General features: G+C 44.6%; 24 protein-coding genes and 2 tRNA genes. 16 read left to right on the top strand and 10 right to left on the bottom strand.

Annotation, left to right across the window (positions count from 1 at the left end):
- Complete coding sequence (locus tag LEP1GSC052_RS06245) at nucleotides 1–948, bottom strand: SPFH domain-containing protein (RefSeq protein WP_010574945.1); 948 nt, start codon at nucleotides 946–948, stop codon at nucleotides 1–3.
- Nucleotides 949–977: 29 nt separating this feature from the next.
- Complete coding sequence (locus LEP1GSC052_RS06240; protein WP_020985647.1) at nucleotides 978–1,442, bottom strand: NfeD family protein; 465 nt, start codon at nucleotides 1,440–1,442, stop codon at nucleotides 978–980.
- A 109-nt stretch (nucleotides 1,443–1,551) separates the two neighbouring features.
- Between LEP1GSC052_RS06240 and LEP1GSC052_RS06235 the strand changes: the two genes are divergently transcribed.
- Genes LEP1GSC052_RS06235 through fliM form a run of 6 tightly spaced genes read left to right on the top strand, consistent with a single transcriptional unit; the run spans nucleotide 1,552 to nucleotide 6,986 of the window.
- A complete protein-coding gene (locus tag LEP1GSC052_RS06235) occupies nucleotides 1,552–1,989 on the top strand; it encodes a heme-binding domain-containing protein (RefSeq protein ID WP_010574943.1) in 438 nt (145 codons plus the stop codon).
- Between the two features lie 26 nt (nucleotides 1,990–2,015).
- Nucleotides 2,016–3,428: an argininosuccinate lyase gene (gene argH, locus LEP1GSC052_RS06230; RefSeq protein WP_010574942.1), complete on the top strand. Its 1,413-nt coding sequence runs from the start codon at nucleotides 2,016–2,018 to the stop codon at nucleotides 3,426–3,428.
- A complete protein-coding gene (locus LEP1GSC052_RS06225) occupies nucleotides 3,425–4,300 on the top strand; it encodes a peptidylprolyl isomerase (RefSeq protein ID WP_010574941.1) in 876 nt (291 codons plus the stop codon). The genes argH and LEP1GSC052_RS06225 overlap by 4 nt, the downstream gene beginning before the upstream one ends.
- Nucleotides 4,297–4,926: a hypothetical protein gene (locus LEP1GSC052_RS06220; RefSeq protein WP_010574940.1), complete on the top strand. Its 630-nt coding sequence runs from the start codon at nucleotides 4,297–4,299 to the stop codon at nucleotides 4,924–4,926. The genes LEP1GSC052_RS06225 and LEP1GSC052_RS06220 overlap by 4 nt, the downstream gene beginning before the upstream one ends.
- Before the next feature lie 57 nt (nucleotides 4,927–4,983).
- On the top strand, nucleotides 4,984–5,964 hold the full coding sequence (locus LEP1GSC052_RS06215) for a hypothetical protein (RefSeq protein ID WP_010574939.1): 981 nt from the start codon (nucleotides 4,984–4,986) through the stop codon (nucleotides 5,962–5,964).
- On the top strand, nucleotides 5,961–6,986 hold the full coding sequence (gene fliM, locus LEP1GSC052_RS06210; RefSeq protein WP_010574938.1) for a flagellar motor switch protein FliM: 1,026 nt from the start codon (nucleotides 5,961–5,963) through the stop codon (nucleotides 6,984–6,986). Before LEP1GSC052_RS06215 ends, fliM begins: the two co-directional genes overlap by 4 nt.
- Before the next feature lie 161 nt (nucleotides 6,987–7,147).
- Here fliM and LEP1GSC052_RS06205 read toward each other — a convergent pair whose 3' ends face one another.
- Complete coding sequence (locus tag LEP1GSC052_RS06205; RefSeq protein ID WP_010574937.1) at nucleotides 7,148–7,369, bottom strand: ferredoxin; 222 nt, start codon at nucleotides 7,367–7,369, stop codon at nucleotides 7,148–7,150.
- A gap of 254 nt (nucleotides 7,370–7,623) precedes the next feature.
- On the opposite strand from LEP1GSC052_RS06205, the gene lsa33 reads away from it, so the two are divergent.
- Together lsa33 and LEP1GSC052_RS06195 are read left to right on the top strand one after the other, a co-directional pair.
- Nucleotides 7,624–8,553, top strand: a complete 930-nt coding sequence (gene lsa33 / locus LEP1GSC052_RS06200) for a surface adhesin Lsa33 (protein WP_040913319.1) — start codon at nucleotides 7,624–7,626, stop codon at nucleotides 8,551–8,553.
- Between the two features lie 426 nt (nucleotides 8,554–8,979).
- Complete coding sequence (locus LEP1GSC052_RS06195; protein ID WP_010574935.1) at nucleotides 8,980–9,606, top strand: hypothetical protein; 627 nt, start codon at nucleotides 8,980–8,982, stop codon at nucleotides 9,604–9,606.
- A gap of 142 nt (nucleotides 9,607–9,748) precedes the next feature.
- Here LEP1GSC052_RS06195 and LEP1GSC052_RS06190 read toward each other — a convergent pair whose 3' ends face one another.
- Nucleotides 9,749–10,015 carry a SemiSWEET transporter gene (locus tag LEP1GSC052_RS06190; protein ID WP_010574934.1) on the bottom strand — a complete coding sequence of 89 codons (267 nt, stop codon included), beginning with the start codon at nucleotides 10,013–10,015 and terminating at the stop codon, nucleotides 9,749–9,751.
- 17 nt (nucleotides 10,016–10,032) lie between these two features.
- Nucleotides 10,033–10,434, bottom strand: a complete 402-nt coding sequence (queF, locus tag LEP1GSC052_RS06185) for a preQ(1) synthase (RefSeq protein WP_010574933.1) — start codon at nucleotides 10,432–10,434, stop codon at nucleotides 10,033–10,035.
- Nucleotides 10,435–10,529: 95 nt separating this feature from the next.
- Between queF and guaA the strand changes: the two genes are divergently transcribed.
- Entirely contained in the window at nucleotides 10,530–12,341 is a 1,812-nt protein-coding gene (gene guaA, locus LEP1GSC052_RS06180) for a glutamine-hydrolyzing GMP synthase (protein ID WP_040912880.1), read from the top strand.
- Between the two features lie 145 nt (nucleotides 12,342–12,486).
- Here guaA and LEP1GSC052_RS06175 read toward each other — a convergent pair whose 3' ends face one another.
- The 4 genes from LEP1GSC052_RS06175 to LEP1GSC052_RS06160 form a co-directional block, all read right to left on the bottom strand.
- Nucleotides 12,487–13,761 (bottom strand): adenylate/guanylate cyclase domain-containing protein, encoded by a 1,275-nt coding sequence (locus LEP1GSC052_RS06175; protein WP_010574932.1) that lies wholly within the window; start codon nucleotides 13,759–13,761, stop codon nucleotides 12,487–12,489.
- Nucleotide 13,762: 1 nt separating this feature from the next.
- A complete protein-coding gene (locus LEP1GSC052_RS06170) occupies nucleotides 13,763–14,167 on the bottom strand; it encodes a pyridoxamine 5'-phosphate oxidase family protein (protein ID WP_010574931.1) in 405 nt (134 codons plus the stop codon).
- Nucleotides 14,164–14,628 carry a hypothetical protein gene (locus LEP1GSC052_RS06165; RefSeq protein WP_010574930.1) on the bottom strand — a complete coding sequence of 155 codons (465 nt, stop codon included), beginning with the start codon at nucleotides 14,626–14,628 and terminating at the stop codon, nucleotides 14,164–14,166. The genes LEP1GSC052_RS06170 and LEP1GSC052_RS06165 overlap by 4 nt, the downstream gene beginning before the upstream one ends.
- A 489-nt stretch (nucleotides 14,629–15,117) precedes the next feature.
- A complete protein-coding gene (locus tag LEP1GSC052_RS06160) occupies nucleotides 15,118–15,555 on the bottom strand; it encodes a DUF4505 family protein (RefSeq protein WP_010574929.1) in 438 nt (145 codons plus the stop codon).
- A gap of 51 nt (nucleotides 15,556–15,606) precedes the next feature.
- Between LEP1GSC052_RS06160 and LEP1GSC052_RS06155 the strand changes: the two genes are divergently transcribed.
- Nucleotides 15,607–15,677, top strand: a tRNA-Cys gene (locus tag LEP1GSC052_RS06155).
- 15 nt (nucleotides 15,678–15,692) lie between these two features.
- Nucleotides 15,693–15,778: transfer RNA gene (locus tag LEP1GSC052_RS06150), tRNA-Leu, on the top strand.
- A 17-nt stretch (nucleotides 15,779–15,795) separates the two neighbouring features.
- On the opposite strand, the gene LEP1GSC052_RS06145 is transcribed toward LEP1GSC052_RS06150, so the two are convergent.
- On the bottom strand, nucleotides 15,796–17,886 hold the full coding sequence (locus tag LEP1GSC052_RS06145; protein ID WP_040913318.1) for an O-antigen ligase family protein: 2,091 nt from the start codon (nucleotides 17,884–17,886) through the stop codon (nucleotides 15,796–15,798).
- A gap of 107 nt (nucleotides 17,887–17,993) precedes the next feature.
- On the opposite strand from LEP1GSC052_RS06145, the gene LEP1GSC052_RS06140 reads away from it, so the two are divergent.
- From LEP1GSC052_RS06140 to LEP1GSC052_RS06120, 5 genes are read left to right on the top strand one after another with little or no spacing between them, the layout of a single operon-like run.
- The gene (locus LEP1GSC052_RS06140; protein ID WP_020985608.1) at nucleotides 17,994–18,866 is read left to right on the top strand and encodes a glycosyltransferase family 2 protein; all 873 of its coding nucleotides are present in this window, start codon (nucleotides 17,994–17,996) and stop codon (nucleotides 18,864–18,866) included.
- Nucleotides 18,853–19,629, top strand: a complete 777-nt coding sequence (locus LEP1GSC052_RS06135; protein WP_020986803.1) for an LBBP_01157 family protein — start codon at nucleotides 18,853–18,855, stop codon at nucleotides 19,627–19,629. The genes LEP1GSC052_RS06140 and LEP1GSC052_RS06135 overlap by 14 nt, the downstream gene beginning before the upstream one ends.
- Before the next feature lies 1 nt (nucleotide 19,630).
- Entirely contained in the window at nucleotides 19,631–20,218 is a 588-nt protein-coding gene (gene gmhA / locus LEP1GSC052_RS06130; RefSeq protein WP_010574925.1) for a D-sedoheptulose 7-phosphate isomerase, read from the top strand.
- Between the two features lie 7 nt (nucleotides 20,219–20,225).
- Nucleotides 20,226–20,996, top strand: coding sequence for an ABC transporter ATP-binding protein (locus LEP1GSC052_RS06125; protein WP_020986060.1), 771 nt, complete (start codon nucleotides 20,226–20,228; stop codon nucleotides 20,994–20,996).
- 25 nt (nucleotides 20,997–21,021) lie between these two features.
- Nucleotides 21,022–22,473: an FHA domain-containing protein gene (locus tag LEP1GSC052_RS06120; RefSeq protein WP_010574924.1), complete on the top strand. Its 1,452-nt coding sequence runs from the start codon at nucleotides 21,022–21,024 to the stop codon at nucleotides 22,471–22,473.
- Nucleotides 22,474–22,609: the final 136 nt, after the last annotated feature.

Below are 22,609 nucleotides of genomic sequence, written 5' to 3'. Positions count from 1 at the left end.
TTATTGACCTTCCTTCTCTTTCGGAGATTTGATTTCGGGTAACTTTCCGGTTACTTTGGAAAGACCTTCGAACACACCGGCGATATTGGCGAGCTCCGCGGGGAGAATGGTGGTTTTGGACACGCTTAAAATTTCTCCGAGACCCGTGAGATAATCTTCCGTGATCTGCAGATTGACCGCTTCTCCGCCGCCTTCCCGAGAAATCGATTCGGCGATCATCTGAATCCCTTTCGCTTTCGCGGCGGCGATCAGCTCGATCTCCAAAGCCTTACCTTCGGCTTCGTTGATCTTTTTCATCTTTTCCCCTTCGGAAACGTTGATCGCTTCTTCCTTCTCGCCGACGGAACGATTGATTCTCGAAAGTTTTTCCCCTTCGGAGATTGTGATCTCCGCTCTTTTAACCCGTTCGGCTTTTACCTGTTCTTCCATCTCGTGAAGAATTTCTTTCGGAGGAGAAATGTTTTTGATTTCGTATCGGGTTACCTTGATTCCCCAGGGATCGGTCGCTTCGTCCAAAGCGCGCACAACGTGGGAATTGATATCGTCCCTTTCCGCGAAGGTCTGATCCAGAATCAACTTACCGATTTCGGAACGAAGAGTGGTTTGTGCGAGCTGTTGCGTCGCGAGCATATAATTCTGAATCGCATACGACGCCTTATACGCGTCGACCACTCTCAAGTAAAGAATTCCGTCGACCGCGATCGAGACGTTGTCCTTCGTGATACACATCTGAGGAGGAATGTCTATGGCGATTTCTTTGAGGGTTTGTCTGTATTTTACGACTTCGATGACGGGCCAGAGAAAATGAAACCCGGCTTCCAAAGCGCCTTTAAAAACTCCCACGCGTTCCACGACGTAACAATACTGTTGCGGAACGATGATGAACGTCTTGCGAATCAGATAGATCAACGCTATGAAGAATAACGTGAATAAAAAACCTGCAGACATAGTATCTCCTTTTTATTTTAAAATCAGAATCATTCTTCCGGAAGTTCCAGAGGTTCGACGAGAAAGGTAAGATTGTCGCGGCTTAAGATTCTCGCTTTGTTTCCTTTGGGAATTCTGGTTTTTTTGGAAACCGCGTCCCATTCCACGCCTTGAAAGAGAACCCTTCCGCCTTTTCGTTCCACAAGAACGTCTTTGACCACCGGAACCAATCTTCCGATCTGATCGTTTTCGGGAACCGCGTGTTCCGTCTGAGCGGGAAAGATTTTTCGAATCGTTGCGCTTCCCACATAGATCAAAACCGTGGAAAGAGAGGCCCAAAGACCGAGTTGCCAGCCGAGAGAAATGTCGAAAAAATAAACGACAATCCCGGTGATAATTCCGGAGGTTCCCAAGAAAGCGACGAAGGTTCCCGGGATAAAAAATTCCGCGAGAATGAGAAAGACACCGCCGCCGATCCAGATCGTCACCGGTAGATTGGAAAGAAAATCAGGCATGAAAGACGCATTCTCCCGAGTGGAACAGATTCGTAAATTTTTTTCAGAGTTCAATCCGTTTTTTCTATTTTAAAAAAAAGGGAAACCGTTTGAACTATCCAAGTAAGACATGAAAAAGAAAATTCTCATCTCGTTCGCCGCGGCGCTATTGCTTCTTCAATTCCTTCCTCTCAAACCTCCCGAAGGAAAAAATCAAAACGAAATCCAAACCTCCGAAGAAGTCAAAAAAATATTGAGAAAATCCTGTTACGATTGTCATTCCGATCTCACCGTCTGGCCCTGGTATTCCAAAATTTTTCCGGTGAACGCGTATCTATTTCATCACGTCGACGAGGGAAAGGCGGAACTCAATTTTTCCGACTGGGGAGAATTGACCAAAAAGGAAAAATCCCACAAGGGCGATTCGATTTTAGAAACTCTGGAAGAAGGAGAAATGCCTCCGAGCGATTACGTTCTTTTACATCCTTCCGCAAAGATCACCAAGGATGAATTGGAAGTTTTAAAAAACTGGATTCACGATTTGGAAGAAGAGTATCAGAAAGAATAATCGAAAATAATCTGGCAAAGATCGTCATGACAGGCAAAGAAAAAAAACTCTGGGGCGGAAGATTTCAGGAAAAGGCTTCTTCCATTATGGAACGGATCGGAGAATCCGTTTCCTTCGATCATAAACTCTACAAGGAAGACATTCAGGGAAGCGTCGCTCACGCGAGAATGTTGAAACAAATCGGCATCTTAAACGCGGAAGAATTGTCCAAGATCGAAACCTCTCTCTCTCAAATCAAAACCGAACTCGAAGAGGGAAAACTCGAATTCAAATCTGAACTCGAAGACATTCACATGCATATCGAATCCAGATTGACCGAGCTCATCGGAGAAACCGGAAAAAAATTACATACCGCAAGATCCAGAAACGATCAGGTCACTCAAGATGTGCGTCTTTATATTCTCAATCAAGGAAAGGAAATTCTAAGATCGATCGTTTCACTCAGACGTTCCTTGTATGAAAAAAGCAAACAAAGCATGGACGTGATCATTCCGGGTTATACGCACTTGCAGGTCGCACAACCGATCCGCGCTTCTCAATATCTTCTTTCCTGGTTTTGGGCCTTGGAAAGAGATCAGGAATTCTTTCGGTTTGCGCTCAAGGCTTCGGAAGAATTGGCCCTCGGTTCGGGTGCTATGGCCGGGGTGAACTATCCGACCGATCGTGAGTTCCTCAAAAAAGAATTAGGACTTTCTAAAGTATCTCCGAACTCGATGGACGGAGTTTCAAGCCGCGATCATATTCTACAATTCTTATTCGCTTCTTCTCAGTTGATGATCCACGCGTCTCGGATCTGCGAGGATATCATTCTTTATTCTTCCCAGGAATTCGGAATTCTTCGTTTGCCGGATTCGTTGACCACGGGTTCTTCCATTATGCCTCAGAAAAAAAATCCGGACATCGCGGAACTCATTCGAGGCAAGGCGGGAAGGGTGATCGGAAATTTGAATCATCTTCTCGTGATGCTCAAGGGTTTGCCTTCGACATACAACCGGGATCTGCAAGAGGATAAGTTAGCTCTCTTTGATTCGATCGAAACCGTTCAGATCAGTTTGGAAGGAATTCGGGAAATGATTGAAGGTTGGGTTTGGGTTCCGGAAAGAGCGGAATCTTCCCTGAAAAACGGATTTGCAACGGCCACGGATCTCGCGGACTTTCTCGTAAACGAAAAGAAAATTCCGTTTCGAACCGCGCACGAACTCGTCGGAACTCTTGTCGGGGTTTGTGTGGAACAAAAAAAGACCTTGTTTGATTTGGCGGAATCGGATCGAATTTCGATTTCGGAACACTTTGCCGGAAAGGAATACGAGAACGCGGTTTCTCTTTCTCTTTCCGCGGATAAAAAAATTTCTTACGGAGGAACTTCCAAACAAAGACAGGAAGAGCAGTTAAAAATTGCGCTGGAATCTTTGAAGGAAGCTGAAACATTGTTTTTATGAGAATCATTTCTGGACTTTTCATCGTTATTTCTTTTTTCGCCTGCAATCGAAATCCGTTTGCACAGAGCAAATACCAACCGGAAGTTTATACGCCTTCTTCGGTCGTAGTTCCTCGCCCGGATACCGCCGTCATTCCCTTGCCGGACAAACCTGCGGTTTATGCGATCTTTTTAACCACACAAGGAAACATGGCAGTCGAACTTTTCGATAAGGACGCTCCGAAAACCGTTCAGAACTTTGTCGATCTCGCGCAAGGTGAAAAAGAATTCTTAACTCGAAACGGACAAAAGGTAAAAAAACCTTTTTACGACGGACTTACGTTTCATAGGGTCATCGAAAACTTTATGATCCAAGGCGGTTGTCCGAACGGAGACGGAACCGGCGGACCGGGTTATCGTTTCGACGACGAGATCAACGGCAAGGCTCTCGGATTGGATAAGATCCAAGCCGGACAAGCTCCGTATTATCAGTATCAACTACAAAGAGCGGTCGCCAACGAACTTCAAATCAAAAACAGAGAAGAAGCGGAATCCAAACGCGAACTGATCGAAAAAGCGTTCGAGGACGCGAAGAAATTATCCGTTCTGGAAATTCTTTTTAGAACCGGATACAAATATAACGAAACTCTAAATTCTCACAGAGCGATCAAAGGGTCCCTCGCGATGGCGAACGCGGGACCGAACACGAACGGTTCTCAATTCTTCATCAACCAAGTGGACACTCCGCATTTGGACGGACTTCACACCGTATTCGGACAACTCGTATCGGGCGCCGACGTCGTGGATCGGATCGTAAAGTCCGGCAATTCCAAAACGATCATCAAAAAAGTCCTCATCGTGGACAAAAGAGCGGCGGCTACAACGGCACAATGACCGCCTTACCGGACAAGGCTCAGGCGGGAATTTATCTCGCGGTCGTAAAGGAACTGGCAAGTTATTCTTCCGGTTCCAGCACGAGCCGTATTCTCGACCGCTTGTCCGTACTTCCCGCGCACGATCAGGAATCCAGAACCGCGATTTTGGAAACGAGCGAAGGGAAGAATCTTCCCGATCGCCTCGTAGGAATCATCAAACTCTTTCGGATCATTCATTCCAAACGTCAGGAAGTACATTCGTTCTACGAAGTAGCGATGTCGAGATACGGAACGATCAATTCTTTGACCGCAAAAAGAAGACCGACCGACGACGAGGCGAGAATCAAACAGGTTCTTACGGACTATATTCTAAAAATTGAATCCTTTTTCGAAAAAAACGACATCGGAGACGAGGCGCTCATCAAGGAAATCAACCGATTCTTAACCGAACTTGAATCCTTGAATTTGTTAAACGAAGACAATTTAGCCGCTCTGATTCTTTCCTCAAAGGCGATTTCTTTGATTCAACCTCCGATGGAAAAACTGATCTCCTGTTACGGAGATTATGAAAAGGTGGAACCCATTCTCAAACGATTGATCCGAATTTCCGAGATGATCATCGAGGACGCAAAGGCTCCGGGCTGATCTAAAAATCCGTATTTTTTCGCGGGTTTTAGGAGAATTTGCCGAAAATAAACCAGAATGATCCGGGTTCTCTTCGCAATCTTACTGACGCCTACGCTTCTTCTTGCGTTTCCGAAACGGGACGCTCGCGGTTCCGTTTCCGAGAATTATCTCAAACAACAAGGAATCATTACGCTCGATCTGAAAAAGATTCATTTCCGTGAAAACGATCGGATTCCGGTAAAGATGTCGATCACGAACACCGGAAACGAAGTCGTTCGTATCTTTCCTTCGGGCCGGGATCTCGAATCGTATCGAATCGTGGTTCGGGACGAGGACGGAAATCAGATTCCGGAGCGGGATGAAGAAAGAAGAATCGATTCCGTATTAAAACGAAGAAACACCATCGAATCCCTGGAAGGAAAAGAAGTGAAGGAAATCATTCTTCACAAGGACGAGGTTTTTTCCAAAGAGATCGATTTGAATTCCCGTTTCGATCTGAATCCCGGAAGGAAATATTTCGTAACCGCGTATTTTCACCCGAACGTTCACGAAATGCCGGCCTTGTTCATTCGCTCCCGCAATCAGCCATATTTCTTTTACGAAGAAAAACACAGCGAACCGGTTCTTTCCTCCATTCCCGAAAAGGACCCGACCGTGGACGGACTCGAACCCGAGGAAGTGATTCATCTCTTCTTGGGTTCCGAAAAGAAAAAGAATTGGACCAATCATTTTAAATGGATTTATTTTCCGGAATATGTACAAGCCTACGATCAGTATTCGGAAGAATACAACCGCGCCGAAGAATCGGAACGGGATTTTTTAATCGAGAATTTCAAACGATATCTTACCGAGTCCAGAGCGGGGCTCCTTCATTCTTATAGAATCCTGAATACGGAAAACGTTTCCGCCGGACTTGCAAAAGTAACCGTTCTTGTCGAAAGAAGATTGAATCGTTTGCGTTCTAAATACGAATATACTTATACTCTTCGAAGGGTTCCCGACGAACAGGGAGGCTTTTGGAAAGTGTCTAACTTAGTAGCGAAGGTGAAGAAATGACAGAGATTTTATCGCAGGATGAAATTGACGCGCTACTCAGCGCCATCAGTTCGGGAGAAGTAAACGAATCGGATTACGCTTCCGTTTCCGAACAGAAGAAAGTAAAGATCTACGACTTTAAACGTCCGGATAAATTTTCCAAAGACCAGATTCGTACCTTGCAGATGATGCACGAAACCTTCGCGCGTTTGGCGACGACGGGTTTATCCGCTCAGCTTCGAGCGCTCGTTTCGGTTCACGTGGCTTCCGTGGATCAGTTGACTTACGAAGAATTTATCCGTTCGATTCCGAACCCGACGACGCTTGCGGTCATCAACATGGACCCATTGCGCGGTTCCGCAATTTTAGAAATCGATCCTTCGATATCGTTTACGATCATCGATCGTCTGTTTGGTGGTAAAGGAGAACAGGCAAAGATCTCCAGAGAACTTTCGGAGATCGAGATGAGCGTTATGGAAGGGATCATCGTAAGAATTCTCGGGAACATGCGCGAATCCTGGTCCACGGTGATCGACTTAAGACCGAGACTTGGGAACATCGAAACGAATCCTCAGTTCGCTCAGGTCGTTCCTCCCAACGACATGGTGGTTTTGATCACACTCGAAACCAAGATCGGGGAAGTGGAAGGGATGACGAACCTTTGTATTCCTTACATCACGATCGAACCGATCATCAACAAGTTATCCGCTCAGTATTGGTATTCTTCCATTCGAAAAGGGGAACTCGACGAAAACCGCGCCGTGATTCAAGAACGACTCGATCAGGTTGCGATTCCTTTGATCGCGGAAGTCGGTTCGGTGGATGTGTCCATCAACGACTTTATGAATCTTTCCGTGGGAGACGTCGTAAAACTCGAAAACACTTCCACAAGATCCGAGATGATCGTGAAGGTCGGAGAAAGAAAGAAGTTCAAATGTCTACCGGGAAGAGTGGGAAGCAGACTCGCGATTCAAATCGGGGATCGAGTCGAAGACATTCCGGACGAACTCTTGGGTTCCACACGTTCCGAACAGGAATATTGATCGAAGTAAAAATTCTTCCCTGAGGGAAAGCGCTCGTGATGACCGCAAGGATCGTGATCGCGGTTTTAGGAAGAATTTAGATATAAAAAAAGCGGCTCTAGGCCGCTTCGTAAAAACGTCGTCTTCGACGGAAACGCCGAAGATCGTTTATCTGAAGGAAATTATTTTTTCCACTGGATACATTCGCCCGGGCATTCGTCCATTTCTTTCTGAACGATTTTCCAGTCTTCTTCCGGAATCGGAGCTTGGTTTACCAATTCTCCTCCGATATGAGTTTCCGAAGTATCATTGTCATCCATTTGAAAGTATTTCGGAAGATTGTCCGCACACTGATTGCAGGAAGTGCAGTTATCCTTATCTACATACGCAATTTTAGTCGCCATAGGCCTCGATTCTCCTGGGTTGGTTCTCCCGGTCGCTTAAAAAACAGGTTCCAAGATCAATTTTCTAATCACTTCTTAGACGGCAAGTCCTTTTCTTAGGTTCCGCCTCGCCTGGGGAAGGTCGCGATTTCTTTTCTTTCCGGTTTTGCGAAGAATCGCTACAACTTACCGAATTCGAATTAGGGAAAACTGTGGACTTGAAATAAATTTCATGCTACCTTGCCCGGAAAGAATTTATGAACGGGAGAACCAGAATGATTCAAAAAGGTTTGTGCCTTGCATTGATCGTCTTATTCGCAATCGACTGTGGAAAATCCAAAAAAGAAGACCTCCAGGGAGGGGTTTTTACCTTTATCAAAGGAACCGTTAAACTTTCGGATAAAACCGGAAAAGAAAAGAAAGTAGGTCTTTCGGAGTTTATTCTTCCCGAGGATAAGATCGAAACGGCTAAGGATTCTTATGCGGACATCCAATTGATGGACGGTGTCGTAATCCGTGTTAAGGAAAATACGAGCCTGACTCTGAACAAGATTTATGTGGATTCTAAAAACGCGGAGATCTATTCGGATATCAGCTTAAACAAAGGAAAGATTTTTTCCAAGGTCGGAACGAAGCTGAACAAGTCTTCCGGGTTTAGAGTCAGTACTCCTACTTCCACGGCGGCGGTTCGCGGAACGGATTTCCAGGTGGAAGTGGAAGGTAACAAAACCGAAACCTTGGTTTCCGACGGAAGCGTAGAAGTTACCGACAACGACAATCCGGATCAAACCAACACCGCCGACGCGGGTGAAAAAGTCGTTTCCGACGGTAAAAATCAGAAAGAGGAAAAACTCTCCGAAGAGGAGCTGAAAGAACTTCAAGAAGACGCTGCTACCGTTCAATCCGTAACGGAAGAACAAAGACAAAGAATCGAAGAAATTCTGAAGGACTTCAAAGAGAACAAGGAAAGAATTCTTCAAGGTCTGGAAGAACAAAAACAAAGAAACCAAGAATTGATCAATTCTACGAAGGAAGAAAATCGTAAAATGATCGACGAGGTGAAAGAATCCGGCAAGGCCGAAAAAGAAGCCATCAAAAACGCTGCGGACGAAGAAAAGAAAAACATCAAGGCCGGTATCGATAAGGATAAGGAAGCTCTTGAAAATTCCAGAAAATCTCTCAAAGATCAGGTGAAACCTCAGTAATCGTACTGAAGTTAAATTTTCTTTCGAAAGCCCCGGTTTCGTTTTGTTAAACGAAGTCGGGGCTTTTTTGTTTTAGGAAAGAAGGGTTCAGACTTTGTCGGAGTTCCGACAACACGCGCAACGAAAAAGTTGCTTGCGAATAGTATGAATTTCTGATATAGGAAATTCGTTCGGAAATTCCCACCACCTCACCCCCCACCCAAAACAGGGAGGGGCGGAGAAAGTTTTACGGAAGAATTTGTAGGAGTTTCGACGGGTGGCTGCTTTGAAAATCTACGTTATCTGCTTTCTTCCTAAGAGGAATGAATATATTCTCAAATTGTCTAAAATCCTACTCGTTTTGTGCATCAAACCGTGAATTCTATTTGAAAAAAAGAATACTGCTCTAAATCTGTATTTAAATTTTAAAATATTCTAAAGGAAACTATGAAACAAATCATTTCCATTTTAGCTTTAATCGGTACGCTCGGCTGTGTATCTTTGCCTGAATCGCTTAAAAAGAAGGCATCGTCCGATCTTTCTATTCTCGCGGTTTCTATCTCTCTACAAGCACCTATCGCATTCTTTACAAAAGACGCATCCGATGTTCTGTTTGTAAAGCTCGCAAATCCAAAGGATAAAAAATCCGTCGCAAAAGTAATTCCGAGCAACTTCGCGGCGAACGGTTACGTTTATTTGATCAACGCAGAACCGGGAACTTACACTGTGATTTTGGCCGGTGCTGAAAAACAGAATCAAAACGATACGCCTGTCGTCCATTATTTAAACACCGAGACGATTGAAAAGATCAAGATCACCGTGAATAAGAATGAATTGGTTTATGGCGGAAAGTTCGTTTTAAATTCAAGCCAAGAAGATGTAGCTTGGGGAAAAGTGGATAAGGCGAATCGTGATCAGAAATTGATCTCCAGTAACGGTGGTGATTTTTCAAGAGCGTTATTATATGCTTCTTGGCTGGATAAGGCTGAGTTGAATGACGCAGGAAAACAAAACTTCTTAGCAAAAGCAAAAGAGGTCTTTGCTGAGTCCGAGTGGGCTTCTATCGTAAAATAATCTTATCTTTGAATCCAGTGTGAATGTGAAATTCATACTGGATTTCTCGTTCTTTAAAAATCTATTTTCAAAAATTCTAAATATAGCCGCAAACTTGTAGGAACTCCTACCGTTTGAAAACTCAAATGAGTCGCTCCTCGTCTCATTCTCCCTTCGCGTCGTTTCTCAATTTAAAATAAAGAATGATCGAAGTGAATATAAACGTGAATACGTTCGCAAGAATAATCGGAAAATCCTGTTTCAGACATCCGTAGATAAACCAAAGAATCACGCCGGTCACGAACACTACGTACATGTTTCTTGAAATATCCTTCGTGCTTCCTCCCATAACGATTCGGATGAGCTGAGGTAAAAAAGAAACCGTAGTCAGAAGCGAAGCGATATAACCTAAAAACGTAATGGAGTCCATGTCGGTTTAAAATCCGTTTACGCCTTTTTGTATTCCCGAGTGACGACGGTTTTGATTCCGCCTCTTGCGTTGTAATCGCCGATGACTTTGAGATATTTCGGATCGACCGAAGCAATCAAATCGTCCAGGATCTTATTGACCAGAAATTCGTGAAAGATTCCCACGTTACGATAACTGAGAATGTATTCTTTGAAAGACTTGAGTTCGATACAACGTTTGGTAGGAATGTAGGAAACGTAAATAACCCCGAAATCGGGAAGCCCGGTCTTCGGACAAACCGCCGTAAACTCTGGAACCGTAAAATCGATTGTATAATCCTTTCCCTCGTAAACATTGGTGAAAGATTCGATTTCGGGAGTTTTCAAAGAAGGGATATGATCCTGTCTTCCGTCGTAAGTCTCTGGATGATTCGTTTCCATGGATGGTTCCTTGATGACCAGACTTTTCGATCTCTCCACAGCGAAAATTCTTTTTCCCGTTCCGAATCCTTATCAAAGACCCAAAGAGGGGTGGAATGGAAATCCAGAAGAAAATTGCCGTAGTAGATTTCGGTGGGCAATACGCTCATTTGATTGCGTCCAGAATCCGAAGACTCGGAGCTTATACGGAAATTCTCTCCAACGAAGAACCTCTTTCCAATTATAAAAAATATTCAGGCATCATCCTATCCGGCGGACCCGAAAGCGTTTACGAACCGGATTCTCCCACGATCACGAGCCAAATCTTCGAACTCGGAATTCCCGTTCTTGGAATCTGCTACGGGCACCAGCTTATTATGAAATTGCTCGGCGGAGTGGTCGAACGTTCCGGCACCGGAGAATACGGACCTGCGTCCTTGGAACTTCACGTTTCCAATGGAAATTCTCTTTTGAAAAATTTCGTAGGCGGCGAACAGGTTTGGATGAATCACGCCGACGAGGTCGTAAAACTTCCCGATGGTTTTACGAGAATCGCTTCCTCGAAAGACTGCGGTTATGCGGTTGTGGAGAATTCTTTCAAAAAGATTTTCGGGATTCAGTTTCACGCGGAAGTTTCTCACAGCGAAAAGGGTTCCGTCCTTTTGGATAATTTCATCGGGATCTGCGGCGCTTCGAGAACCTGGGGAATCGATCAGTTTCTGAAAGAGAAAATCAAAGAGATTCAGGAAACGGTCAAGCCGGGTCAGAAAATTTTTATGCTCGTTTCCGGCGGCGTGGATTCCACGGTTTCGTATCTTCTTTTGTGTAAGGCTCTGGGCGCGGAACGGGTTCTCGGATTTTTGATCGACACCGGTTTTATGAGAAAGGGAGAAGTTCTTCCCCTTCAAGAGAAACTAACGTCACAAAACATTCACCTAACGGTGAGAGACGAGTCCGCTTTATTTTACGAAAGTCTAAAGGGAAAATCCGATCCCGAAGAAAAAAGAAAGATCGTCGGAAATTTATTTCTGGAAGCGCGGGACCGCGCCGTAAAAGATTTGGATCTCGAACACGGGGATTGGCTTCTCGGTCAAGGAACGATTTATCCGGATACGATCGAATCCGGCGGAACCAAACATTCTCACACGATCAAAACGCATCACAACCGAGTCGAGGCGATTCAAAAACTCATCGAAGAGGGAAAGGTGATCGAACCGATCCGAGACTTGTATAAGGACGAGGTGAGGGATCTCGGAGTTCTTCTCGGTTTGGAACCGGAGTGGGTGGGACGTCATCCGTTTCCCGGTCCCGGTCTTGTGGTTCGTATGCTCGCCGTTGAAAAAAAAGGAACGGAAGAGGATCAAAAGGCGATCGATTCCTATCTTTCTACTCAGAACGGATTGGAAGGAAAAATTCTTCCCGTTGCGAGTGTCGGCGTCAAAGGGGACAGAAGGTCTTACGCCAACTGCGCGGTGTTAAACGACATCGATACGGATTGGAAAACTTTGGATCGGGTCGCGACTCATCTTTCCAATCAATTCTCCTTTATCAATCGTGTGGTTCTTTTGCCTTTCGAGTCGAACGTTAAAAAATTGAACTTCCGATTTACGGGAATGCAATTGGATAAGAATTGTTCGGATCTTCTTCGCGAAGCGGATCACGCGGTCGAATCAGTGATTCGTAAAGCGGGTCTTTACGACAAGATCTGGCAGATGCCCGTTGTTCTTTTGCCGATCGGTGAAAAGGAGAATGAAAAGAGCGTCGTTCTTCGCCCCGTGGAATCCCAAGAAGCGATGACCGCGAATTTTTTTCCGATGGAACGTTCCCTTTTGCAAGAAATCAAAACGAAGGTTTCCGAAATTCCGGGAATCCGATACGTATTTTTCGATCTTACAAACAAACCGCCGGGAACGATCGAGTGGGAATGATGAAAATAGAATATTCCGATTCTATTATATTTCCTTCGTTTTCGAAAACCTAAAAACGAACGGTTCTTTTATCCGAAATCGAATTCTTTCATTTTTAATGATGAAACGGATTTTCAGGTTTCCTCGTGGTATTTTGTTGCAGATTCTATTCCGGAGGATTTTCGATTTTATAAACCTTCACTGCCTGCGACTTGCCCTTTACGGTCACCTCGTCTAAAAAGAAGTGACTGAACGTTTCGGGGTTCTTCAAGGAAGCGATCGTTACCTCGCTCGCGATGATCGAACATTGATATTGTTTCGTCAGACCTTCGATCCGAGAGGCCAAGTTCACGCTGTCTCCGATCACCGTTCCTTCCATACGATTTTCATGACCGATGATTCCCAACATAAGATGACCCGTATGAATTCCGATTCCGATATCGATCGGATCCTGACCTTGTTCTTCCCGCATCCGATTGAACTTTTTTAGAGCGCGCATCATCGCAAGTGAGGCTTCGACCGCGTCTTCGGCCCTCGACGGAAAGATCGCCATAATCGCGTCTCCGATAAACTTATCGATAAATCCGGAATGTTCTTTGATTAAGGGCGCGATCATCCCGAGATAATCGTTGATAAAACGAAAGTTTTCGTTCGGAGTCATCTTTTCGGAAAGGGTCGTAAATCCGCGAATATCCGAAAACATAACGGTCATCAAACCTTCGGTTTGATCGGCGAGTTGGGTTTCTAAAATCGACTTCTTGCTCAGTATGGAAAGAAATTCTTTCGGAACGAATCGACTGTAAGCTTCGGATAATTGTTGTTGTGTGTGATAGGCCGCGGCGTTTTCGATCGCTACCGCGATCTGATTTCCGACTATGCTCAGAATCATTTCGTCCAGAAGTTTAAACGCGTTGATCTCCTCGCTCTCCACCGCAAAAACGCCGAGCAGTTTTTCCTTCACGAGAAGCGGAATCGCGATCTGACTTTTGGCGTCTTTGAGTCCGGGAAGTTCGATCTTCTTTTCCTCCATTCCCATGGATTGCCCGATCTGTTCCGCATAACGCATCTGCGTGCTGATTCCTACCATACGCATAATTTTTCTTTTTTTCGCGACTACGCCGATCACTCCTTTTCCGAATTCTACGGTCGCACCGATCCCGCTTTGTTCGTAACCCCGGCTGGCGACGACTTTTAGAAGTTCCGAATTCTCTTCTCCCATAAGAATCATCGCGTGTTTGAACCCGAAAACCTCGTCCATGACCTTCATGATTCTTTCGAAAATCAGATCCAGGTCCAACGTGTTGAGAATCTCGGTGGAAATCGATTGGATGATTTCCACTTCCCGTGTTTTTCGATTCAGCTTTTGGTTGAGTTCCTCGATTCCTTTTTGGTTTTCAATAAACTGCTTTTTGAATGCTTCGATTTCCAAGTCGGTTGACACGTTATTCTTCCTTTGCTTCCGAAAGAATCCGCGCCGAACGAACTTCGAAAATATCGGCGGCCTTGAGTTTGAAAATTTCGCTCATCCCCGACATGGAAGCGATCGCGTCCAACTGCATTTCCATCGCGTCGAATAGATCGCCTTCGGTTTCGGTTCTTTGATAATAAATTTCCATGATCCAAGGTTCCAAGGTTTCCGGATTGAGGACTTGGAGCATCGCGTATTTGTTTTCCACGGAATTGATATGCGTTTTGCCGAAGAATTGATTCGATATCGCGACGTGAGTATCGTCCACTTGATACACTTGGCTCACGATCGTAGCGTTCGGAATTCCTTCCGTGGAAGAAGTCACCATGATGCTGGGAACGATTCCTTGCAGACAGGGTTGTAGATTTTCTGGTATCATTTTAGTTTTTCTCCCGCCTTTGCTCCCGGCGATTGATCGAAAAGTTCGTTCAATTCGAACGTGATTGCAAGCGCGGGGCTCAGAATGTATTTTCTCCATCCTTCTCCCGCCTTCGGTCCGAAGAATAGTGTGCTCGTTTCTCCTCCGGCCTCTCGAACGCTTTTCATAAGTTCGTAGTCCTCTTCGGTGCAGTTTTCGATTTGTAATACCATTCCCTTGAATTGTCGGGTTTGAAAGGAGGACATGTGCGCGACCGTAGTGGCGATTTGACGATTGTCCTCTATGTCCTGCAAACAATGGGAGGCTACGACCTGGGGCAACAAGACGGTCATTCGTTTTTGGTCTTCGCTCAAACGAACTCCAAATCCCCTTGCGAAATGAGGTCTTCGTTCGCCATCGCGCGTGGCTATGCTGATGGACAAGGGTCCTAAGAGATTTCCCATCTCTTCTTCTGTGATCATCTTAGATTTTTCCTCCGATAAAAAGTGATTCACAGTGTACATACGAGGATTTAACGCAAGAAAAAACGGAAAAACGAACCGACCCGTTATGAAAATTACATTCAATACTTATAAATTAATATTTATGAATGAATTGTCTATCATGCGCTCTGAAGTTCAGGGTTTAAATCTGGTGAGTTGGGTATAAACTGAAGAGGTTTGTTTTTGGGGAATGCGCGAGAAAAAATTGCTGAGATAAAAATCGAATCTGTTTTCTTTGAGATTTGCGAAGCTACGTTTCAAACGGATTGTTAAGTCTTGAATCTAAATTTGATTGAGTTTGCGATCCCAAAACCGAATGCGATTGAGTCTGCAATTTCGAAGCCGAAAGCGAGAGCGATTGAACCTAAGATGTGGAAGCGATTCTCGCAAATTTTAAAAAACGAAGACGGCGAAGTTTAAAAATTTGAAAAAGGATTTTATATTCTAAAAACTGAATGTATTAGCCATTTACTTTTCAAACAGTTTATAACTCCGGTTTTCGTATGAAAATTCGAGTATACCTTGAACGTTTGCGATTCGTTTGGAAAATTCAAGAAGCAATTCGGAAGAAAAAGTTCCCCATTCCTCAAGGGGAGCGGGGTGAATCAGGGATTCGTTATGAATTCTCAAATTCTCGGGTTGAAAAAATACAGAAAGATTCGGTGAATAATAGAGTTTACCATTCTCCAATTTTTTAAAAACAAAAACGGTGGTCGTGGGTTGAATGAAATTCCATTCTCCGTTGCAAACCGAAAGGAAGGGATATTCGGAATATTCTCCCGTATCGTTTTTACGGATTCTTTCGTTGAAAAAATCCAGAAACTCCGGATCCTTCAATTCCGAAGAATCGTGAAAGAGCCTTCCTCTTCCGTCGAGCCGATAAAAATAGGTTCTTCTCTGCCTCATAAAGACTTTTCTATTGACACTGATCTTTCCCTTAAAATCATACCCTATAACGGCGTCGTGGCCAAGTGGTAAGGCATGGCTCTGCAAAAGCTTGATCCCCGGTTCGAATCCGGGCGACGCCTCATCACTTTGAATCTGCCTGGATGGTGGAATGGTAGACACCCAGGACTTAAAATCCTGTGAGAGCAATCTCGTGCGAGTTCGAGTCTCGCTCCAGGTACCATCGATTCTCGGACGTATTTATCGCGTCAGACGAATCGAGGTATCACAAACTCTTCCAAAATACAATTTCGGTAAATCTGGATTTTTATCCGTTTCATAACCCGAATACTGAATTCTATAATCCCTAAAAAACACCTCGGTCGGAAATTCTTTCGGATATGTATCCAAAAGAAAGTTCGAAAGTAGAATCTCGTTTTTTCCTCTCTGAAGATGGATGGAGATCGTTCCTAAATCGCTTTCTCCGTGCGCCCAATAGAGTTGATCCTGATCAAAAGAATCCCGCGATACGATCGTAATCGTCGCGGTTTTCGGCGGGTTCAAAGAATTTTCAGGCACAAGGATCGTAAAACTAAACGGAGTTTTTCTCGGTCGAGGAGGATTCGGATAAAGATGCGTTAGACATCCTTCGACTTGGAACGGAAGGGAGGCTTGTTCGATCGTTAGTCCCGCCGCAGCGCGGGTCGGCGTTCCTTCTTGATTCGAGGAAGAATTTTTCTCGGAATCGCTTTCGTATTTTAGAATATTCTTTTGTACTTCTTTGATCAGAGCGAGGTCCGTCGAACGAACTCGTCTGTTGTACACTTCCAGAGGTTCCAAGTTGAGACGAGGAATCCAAAAAAGCCAATACAACAAAATCGGAATCCCAATCGATCCGATCGTTTTCCACAAAATTCTTCCGTTTTCTTTGACAAGGTAGAATGGAAAACCAGAATCGCTTGCTTGTGTTTGGACGTCCTTGTTTGGATCGGCGATCTCCTTTTCGTTCAGAGAATTCCATCTTCCGCCCAAAAAAATTCCGCAGAAAGCGAAAAAGGGCAAAACCACCTCGTCGTCCAAAAGATAACACTGAAAAAATCCCGCGGGAAATAAACTCAAAACTCCGATCGCAAAGATCGGAATGCCCGTCGTCGAATCGAAGTTTTTTTGAAAAAAGGAAACGAACAGGCTTCCCCAAAAAAGAAGAAATAAAATTCCCGCAAAAATTCCTCCCGTACTTATAAAATGAAGAAGGTCGTTGTGCGCGTGTCCTCTCGGCGTGATATAAAGTTCATACCAAAGTTGTTCTTCTCGTTCGATCATTTGGGAGGATTCTTTCCAATGAGAATCCTTGTAATTTCCTCCGCCGACTCCGGTGAGCCAATGTTCCTTTACGAGAGGAATCGTGTTTTTGTAGATATAATATCTTTGATTTTCCGTATTATGAACTTCGAATATTTGAGAAATCGATCTTTGAATCAGCCAGTTGTTTCGAAACAGATACCCGATTCCGAAAAGAACAACGATCAAAGTCAAACCTGTGATCAATTTGGTTCTCAGAGAAACGGAGGGAAGATTCTTTCGCAAAGAAAAGGTTCCTTTCCAAATCAGCAGAACAAAAACCACAAAAACCCCCAACCAAACCGAACGGCTTTGATTGAAAAAGAGTATGATAAATCCTGCAAATACCAAAAGGGTTTTGAGAATTAAAACGAAATTCTTTTTTTTCTTTAGGGATTGAAACCAATCCACAAAAAGTCCCGGCAAAAACAAACCCAACAAACCACCGAACGTTAGGTGCGTATTCATCATTCCGATCGGAAGATAGAGTTTGATCGGCCCGATCTTTCCCGAAAAATGTTGAAGCCGATCTCCGGGCGCGTATTTGAATCCGTTGGAAACGAACTTTCCGACCCGAACCTCGGAAAAAAGACTGATGCAACCGAGCAAGATAGCGATCGAAGCGGAAGCGAATAAAAATCTTTTTAAGATCGTTTGATTTTTTTCTTTGGAAGCAACGAGAAAGGCGGCCGGAAAAATAAGAAGCATCCAAAAATCGCCGAACTCGGATTGTTTTAAAAACTTTTTAAAAAAGGGAGAATACAGATCCGCGTGGATCAAAGAAGAAACAAAAAGAAGAATGTAGATTCCGAAAAAAAGAAAAAAAGGAACACGAACCCGTTTCCAAGTTCGTTTGGATTCTTCCTCCAGAAAAAACAAGGGATACGTCGTTGCGATCGTAAGTCCCCCGAAGATCTGTGATACGCTCACCGATTGCGGAAACGCAAGTAAGAATAAACCGAGAGAAAATAAGGAAGCGGTTCCCAGTCCGTTTACGATCCGTTCTTTCAATTTTATCCCCCGAAGTTCGTCCGATTTTCCCATAAAAAACCAATGACAGAGAAAGAATTCATTCTACCATTAGAAAAAAGAACCGGTTCCGGGAATCAATCGAACAGATGGGAAAATCAATTCCAACCAAGAAAAAGAAGACAGCAAAAAAAACGCAAACCCCCGATTCCACATCGGGAATCAAACTTTCGGTCGCAATCATAACATACAACGAAGAAAAAAACATCGGTCCCTGCATCGAATCCTGTTTGGACGTGGCCGACGAGATCGTGATTTTGGATTCGGTCAGCACGGACAATACCGAAAAGATTTCCAAGTCCTATCCTTCCGTGAAATTTTTTAAACAGAAATTCAAGGGTCATATCGAACAGAAGAACGACGCGATCGCGCTTTGCAAATACGATTGGATTCTTTCTTTGGACGCGGATGAAAGGGTTTCGCCCGAACTCAAAAATTCGATTCTTACCTTCAAACAAAAACAGGACGATCCGGCCGTAAACGGTTTTCAAGTTTCGCGTCTGACCTTTCATATGGGAAGATTTATCCGTTACGGCGGTTGGTATCCTCAATACCGTTATCGGATCTTTCGAAAGGGAAGCGCGGTTTGGGTGGGAGAAAATCCGCACGATTATATCAGCATTCGAGGACAGGGAAATAAGATTCACGGAGACATCATCCATTATAGTTTTCGGGATCTTACGCATCAGGTCAATACGATCAATCAGTTCTCTTCGATCGTCGCTTACACGAGACAAAGAAAGGGGAAAAAATTCTCGAGCCTAAGAACGATTTACAAACCGTTCTCCAAGTTTATGGAAACGTACTTTTTTAAGTTCGGATTTTTGGACGGATTTCCGGGTTGGGTGATCGCGGTCTCTTCGGCATATTCAACTTTTCTAAAGGACGCAAAACAATACGAACTGGAAAAGGGAATGGTGGAACGTCCTTCCAACGTAAAAGAGGATTATGGGCGCGGTTAAGTCTTTTTTCTCAAAGTTCTTTTCGTATTTTAAACGAAGAAAAAGAAAAAAAGGTCCCGAAGAGGAATCTCCTCCGGTCCGGGAAAGTTACGGTTACAAAAGGGAACTCGCCGAACTTCGGGAAAAGGCCGATCGTTTTTTCGTGACTAGAAAAAAAACGGGCGGGATCATTCACGAAACGAAATATTATAAACTTCTAAAGAACGGTCCGAAGTTGTTCCGTCTCGAAGGAAAGGAAAAATCGGGAAGGGAATATTCTCTCGTGGTCAGCACGGGTAATTTTTTGAGCGCGCAAGGTGATAAGATCAGCGGAGTCGTTTTTGTTCCCGAGGCCGAACTCAATCGGATCCTTTCCTACGAACATTCCGATTTAAAAAGCGTGTTTTCCAGATTTCAACCCGAAGGAATCGACGAGGACCTAAAGGTTTTATACGGAGAATCCGCTTCTTCCCAAGAAACGTGGAAGGATTTTTACAACTGGGAACCGTTTTGGAAGCAACAGATCTTTATCCGTTTAAAACCGAGTCTCATCGGAATTCTTCTCGTATATATGGGAGCCGAGTTCGAACAATTTTTTCAGTCTAACTCTACGAAACGATTGAAGAGCATCATCTCCGACGAGTTGTATTTTTTAAACGTGAGCGGAAATCAAAAGGAGAATTCTCCTTACACGGAGAATCTTTCCCTTCAGGATTTCGAAAAGGCAAAGAAAGAATTTTTTCAAGTACTCGAACAGATTCGAAAAAAAAGAGGAACAAACTAAGATGGATATAAAGGAAATCGCTCTCGGTCAGATCCGGGATTCCATTAACACCAAACAGAAATTAATCGATTCTATCTTGGACGATATTACCAAAGCGGGGGAAATGGTTTCCAAGGTTTTACAAACCGGGAACACGGTTTATCTTTGCGGGAACGGAGGTTCTTCCTGCGACGCTTCTCATATCGCGGCGGAACTCGTGGTGCGATACAAATCCGGAAACGAAAGAAAAGCGTTACCCGCTCTTTCCCTTTCCGCAGACTCCGCGGTTTTGACCGCGTGTTCGAACGACTACGGCTACGAGGAAGTTTTTTCAAGACAAATCGAGGCGTTCGGAAGAAAGGGAGATCTTTTGATCGGACTTTCCACGAGCGGAAATTCCAAAAACGTTTTACTCGCTTTGGAAAAGGCGAAAACCAGAGGCGTAAAAACCATATCGTTGTTAGGCGGAGACGGGGGGAAGATGAAAAATCTTTCCGATTTAGACGTGATCGTTCCGAGTAATGTGACCGCAAGAATCCAGGAATCTCATATTTTAATCGGACATATCCTTTGTAGCATCGTGGAATACAATCTCTTCAAGATGGAATAAAATTTCTTTGGTAAATTCTCCCGTAATCGAAATTTCCAATCTCAAGGTTTCCACGCCCGGTCATCATATTCTGAAAGGAATCGATTTCACTCTGAATCCGGGCGAGGTTCATTGTATCGTGGGAGAATCGGGAAGCGGAAAGTCCACGTTCGCATCCTGTCTTCTGGGAATGACGGATAAGGAACTCTTTCAGAGGTCCGATCGTTTTTCGTTGTTAGGTCAGGATTCCCGTTATCTGACCGAAAGAGAATGGCAAACCCTGCGCGGAAAAAAAATCGCCTTGGTTCCACAAAATCCGGTCTGGGGATTTCATCCGTATCGAAAAACGGGATCTCAGATCGTGGAGGCGTTTTCCTTAACAAACCCGGAGATCGCGGAAAAAAAGAAGATTCTTCCCTTACTCGAATCGATTCAGATCGCCGATCCGCGAAAAGCGTTCGATTCCCTTCCGAGCCGTCTTTCCGGAGGAGAAAGGCAAAGAATTCTCATCCTCCTCGCCGTGTATTCGGGCGCGGGAATCGTAGTCGCGGACGAACCGACGGCCGCCCTGGATCCCATCAGCGAAGCCGAGGTTCTCAAACTATTGATGAAATTCAGAAAGGAAAAGGGACTTTCTCTCATTTTTATCACGCACGAAATCCCAATCGTGAAGGCATTGGCCGATACTATAAGTATCCTCTATCAAGGGGATTGGGCCGAAGTTCTTAAAAAACCGACTCGGGGCGAGTGGATTCTCCGATCCGACTACGGAAAAAAACTGTTTGAACAAGGGACCTGATCTATAAGATAGTCGAGTGCCAACGATGGGTTATGCCGTTCTCCTAACACTGATTTTATTTTGTTCTCCGCTTTTTGCGCAGAAGTCTCCGTTCGTGATGGAAGACGCGGACTCTTCGTCCTTTCCGAGCGTACAACTTTTCATACGGGATAAAAAACAATTTCCGATGGAAAGGGAGAATTTTCTGATCCGAGAATCCAGAGGATCGGAAACAAGAACCGTTTTACGACCTCGCGTTCTTCGTAAGGAAGGAAGTCGTCCGGTACATTCCGTTTTTTTGGTTCAATCGGGAACCTCGCTCGAAGAGAATAATTTCAACACTCGTTTCCTGCAAAAAGTCGTTCAGGCTTCCGGAGAAGAGGACCATTTCAGTTTTATCTTTTTTTCGGACGATCTTCTCGTGGTCGAAAAGGATTTGGACAGACAAGCCGCGCTCGCAAAAGCGAGAGTGCCCGGTTCGCTTAGCAATCGAAATACGGGAACGAACCTCGATCTAGTATTCCAAAAAGTGAATGCGATTTTAACGAGAGAATCATATCTTTCTCTTCTTGTTTCCGACAACGATTACAAACTTCCGCCCGGACTCAGACAAGGATTGTCCACAGGCGGTTTGCCCTTACAAGTGATCGGCCGACGCAACTTCTCCAACTTCGAACTCGTTCGGATTTACGGCGGAGAATTTTACGACGTCGAGTCTCAGGATTTTCTCTCCAAGTTCTTAACGGATTTGGAATACTTTCACAAACATCCGGCGGAAGTCCGGTATGATTCTCCCTTTCAAAACGATTTTTGGAAAGGAGACGGGGATTTTATCCGAGGCGATTGGGAATCTTCCCAGGGCGGAAAATTCACTTATACCTACAAACCCGGAGTCGCCAAACAACTTCGATTCGTCTTTTTAAGTCCCGGTGTTTTTCTTCCTACGATCGGATTTCTTCTCATTCTCACCTTGATCGGATTGATCCTTTTGTTCCGACGCGAAAAGGGAGAATCCGAAGAAAGCCCGGATCCGGTCTCAGGAGAAGCCGAGCGAAGATTTCACGCACGGGGGGAAGAACGGGAAGTCTATCAAAGAATGTACGGGGATCAGTTCCATTCTTCCCCGTACGCAAATCCCGAAGGGGTTTATGTTTCCCGTTCCTTGCCCGTGAGCGAAACCGAATTCGATGCGGCGGAAGCCTACGATCTTGCGACTCTGATTCAAAAAGAAGGAAGATCACCCGGAAAACAGGTTCCGATCCGTAAGGCCGAAACTACGCTTGGCAACGGAGAATTTTCGGACGTGCTCGTTGCCGATCCGGGAGTGAGCAAACTCCACGCAAGAATTCGCAAAATCAAAAACCGTTTTGTGTTGTATGATTTGATTTCCGACGGGGGAACCTATTTAAACGGAAAGAAAATTCTCAGGCCGCGCGTGTTGTATGATTTCGACGAGATCAGCCTCGGGAAAACGGTCTACGTTTTTCGCGCCCGATAAGAATTTTCATTCTTCCAAATTCATTCTACTTCGCTTAGAATAGATCCGGGTAGACGAAAAGACCCGATGTTCCGACGATGGAAATACGACGGATGTCCTTTCTCCATTTCGAGAAAAAAATCCAATCCACAAATTC

Source organism: Leptospira kmetyi serovar Malaysia str. Bejo-Iso9, from assembly GCF_000243735.2.
Lineage (GTDB): Bacteria > Spirochaetota > Leptospiria > Leptospirales > Leptospiraceae > Leptospira > Leptospira kmetyi.
Note: the sequence above shows the minus strand (reverse complement) of the source record. Positions and strands in the feature narration are given on the sequence as shown.

What these genes read in the sequence shown, in the direction of transcription:
- LEP1GSC052_RS06140 (WP_020985608.1), top strand. Translation starts at nt 17,994, where the DNA reads ATGGGAAAATCAATTCCAACCAAGAAAAAGAAGACAGCAAAAAAAACG.
- fliM (WP_010574938.1), top strand. Translation starts at nt 5,961, where the DNA reads ATGACAGAGATTTTATCGCAGGATGAAATTGACGCGCTACTCAGCGCC.
- LEP1GSC052_RS06195 (WP_010574935.1), top strand. Translation starts at nt 8,980, where the DNA reads ATGAAACAAATCATTTCCATTTTAGCTTTAATCGGTACGCTCGGCTGT.
- LEP1GSC052_RS06235 (WP_010574943.1), top strand. Translation starts at nt 1,552, where the DNA reads ATGAAAAAGAAAATTCTCATCTCGTTCGCCGCGGCGCTATTGCTTCTT.
- argH (WP_010574942.1), top strand. Translation starts at nt 2,016, where the DNA reads ATGACAGGCAAAGAAAAAAAACTCTGGGGCGGAAGATTTCAGGAAAAG.
- LEP1GSC052_RS06160 (WP_010574929.1), bottom strand. Translation starts at nt 15,555, where the DNA reads ATGAGGCAGAGAAGAACCTATTTTTATCGGCTCGACGGAAGAGGAAGG.
- LEP1GSC052_RS06190 (WP_010574934.1), bottom strand. Translation starts at nt 10,015, where the DNA reads ATGGACTCCATTACGTTTTTAGGTTATATCGCTTCGCTTCTGACTACG.
- LEP1GSC052_RS06120 (WP_010574924.1), top strand. Translation starts at nt 21,022, where the DNA reads ATGGGTTATGCCGTTCTCCTAACACTGATTTTATTTTGTTCTCCGCTT.
- LEP1GSC052_RS06215 (WP_010574939.1), top strand. Translation starts at nt 4,984, where the DNA reads ATGATCCGGGTTCTCTTCGCAATCTTACTGACGCCTACGCTTCTTCTT.
- LEP1GSC052_RS06205 (WP_010574937.1), bottom strand. Translation starts at nt 7,369, where the DNA reads ATGGCGACTAAAATTGCGTATGTAGATAAGGATAACTGCACTTCCTGC.
- LEP1GSC052_RS06170 (WP_010574931.1), bottom strand. Translation starts at nt 14,167, where the DNA reads ATGATACCAGAAAATCTACAACCCTGTCTGCAAGGAATCGTTCCCAGC.
- LEP1GSC052_RS06135 (WP_020986803.1), top strand. Translation starts at nt 18,853, where the DNA reads ATGGGCGCGGTTAAGTCTTTTTTCTCAAAGTTCTTTTCGTATTTTAAA.
- LEP1GSC052_RS06165 (WP_010574930.1), bottom strand. Translation starts at nt 14,628, where the DNA reads ATGATCACAGAAGAAGAGATGGGAAATCTCTTAGGACCCTTGTCCATC.
- LEP1GSC052_RS06220 (WP_010574940.1), top strand. Translation starts at nt 4,297, where the DNA reads ATGACCGCCTTACCGGACAAGGCTCAGGCGGGAATTTATCTCGCGGTC.
- queF (WP_010574933.1), bottom strand. Translation starts at nt 10,434, where the DNA reads ATGGAAACGAATCATCCAGAGACTTACGACGGAAGACAGGATCATATC.
- guaA (WP_040912880.1), top strand. Translation starts at nt 10,530, where the DNA reads ATGGAAATCCAGAAGAAAATTGCCGTAGTAGATTTCGGTGGGCAATAC.
- LEP1GSC052_RS06225 (WP_010574941.1), top strand. Translation starts at nt 3,425, where the DNA reads ATGAGAATCATTTCTGGACTTTTCATCGTTATTTCTTTTTTCGCCTGC.
- lsa33 (WP_040913319.1), top strand. Translation starts at nt 7,624, where the DNA reads ATGATTCAAAAAGGTTTGTGCCTTGCATTGATCGTCTTATTCGCAATC.
- gmhA (WP_010574925.1), top strand. Translation starts at nt 19,631, where the DNA reads ATGGATATAAAGGAAATCGCTCTCGGTCAGATCCGGGATTCCATTAAC.
- LEP1GSC052_RS06245 (WP_010574945.1), bottom strand. Translation starts at nt 948, where the DNA reads ATGTCTGCAGGTTTTTTATTCACGTTATTCTTCATAGCGTTGATCTAT.
- LEP1GSC052_RS06240 (WP_020985647.1), bottom strand. Translation starts at nt 1,442, where the DNA reads ATGCCTGATTTTCTTTCCAATCTACCGGTGACGATCTGGATCGGCGGC.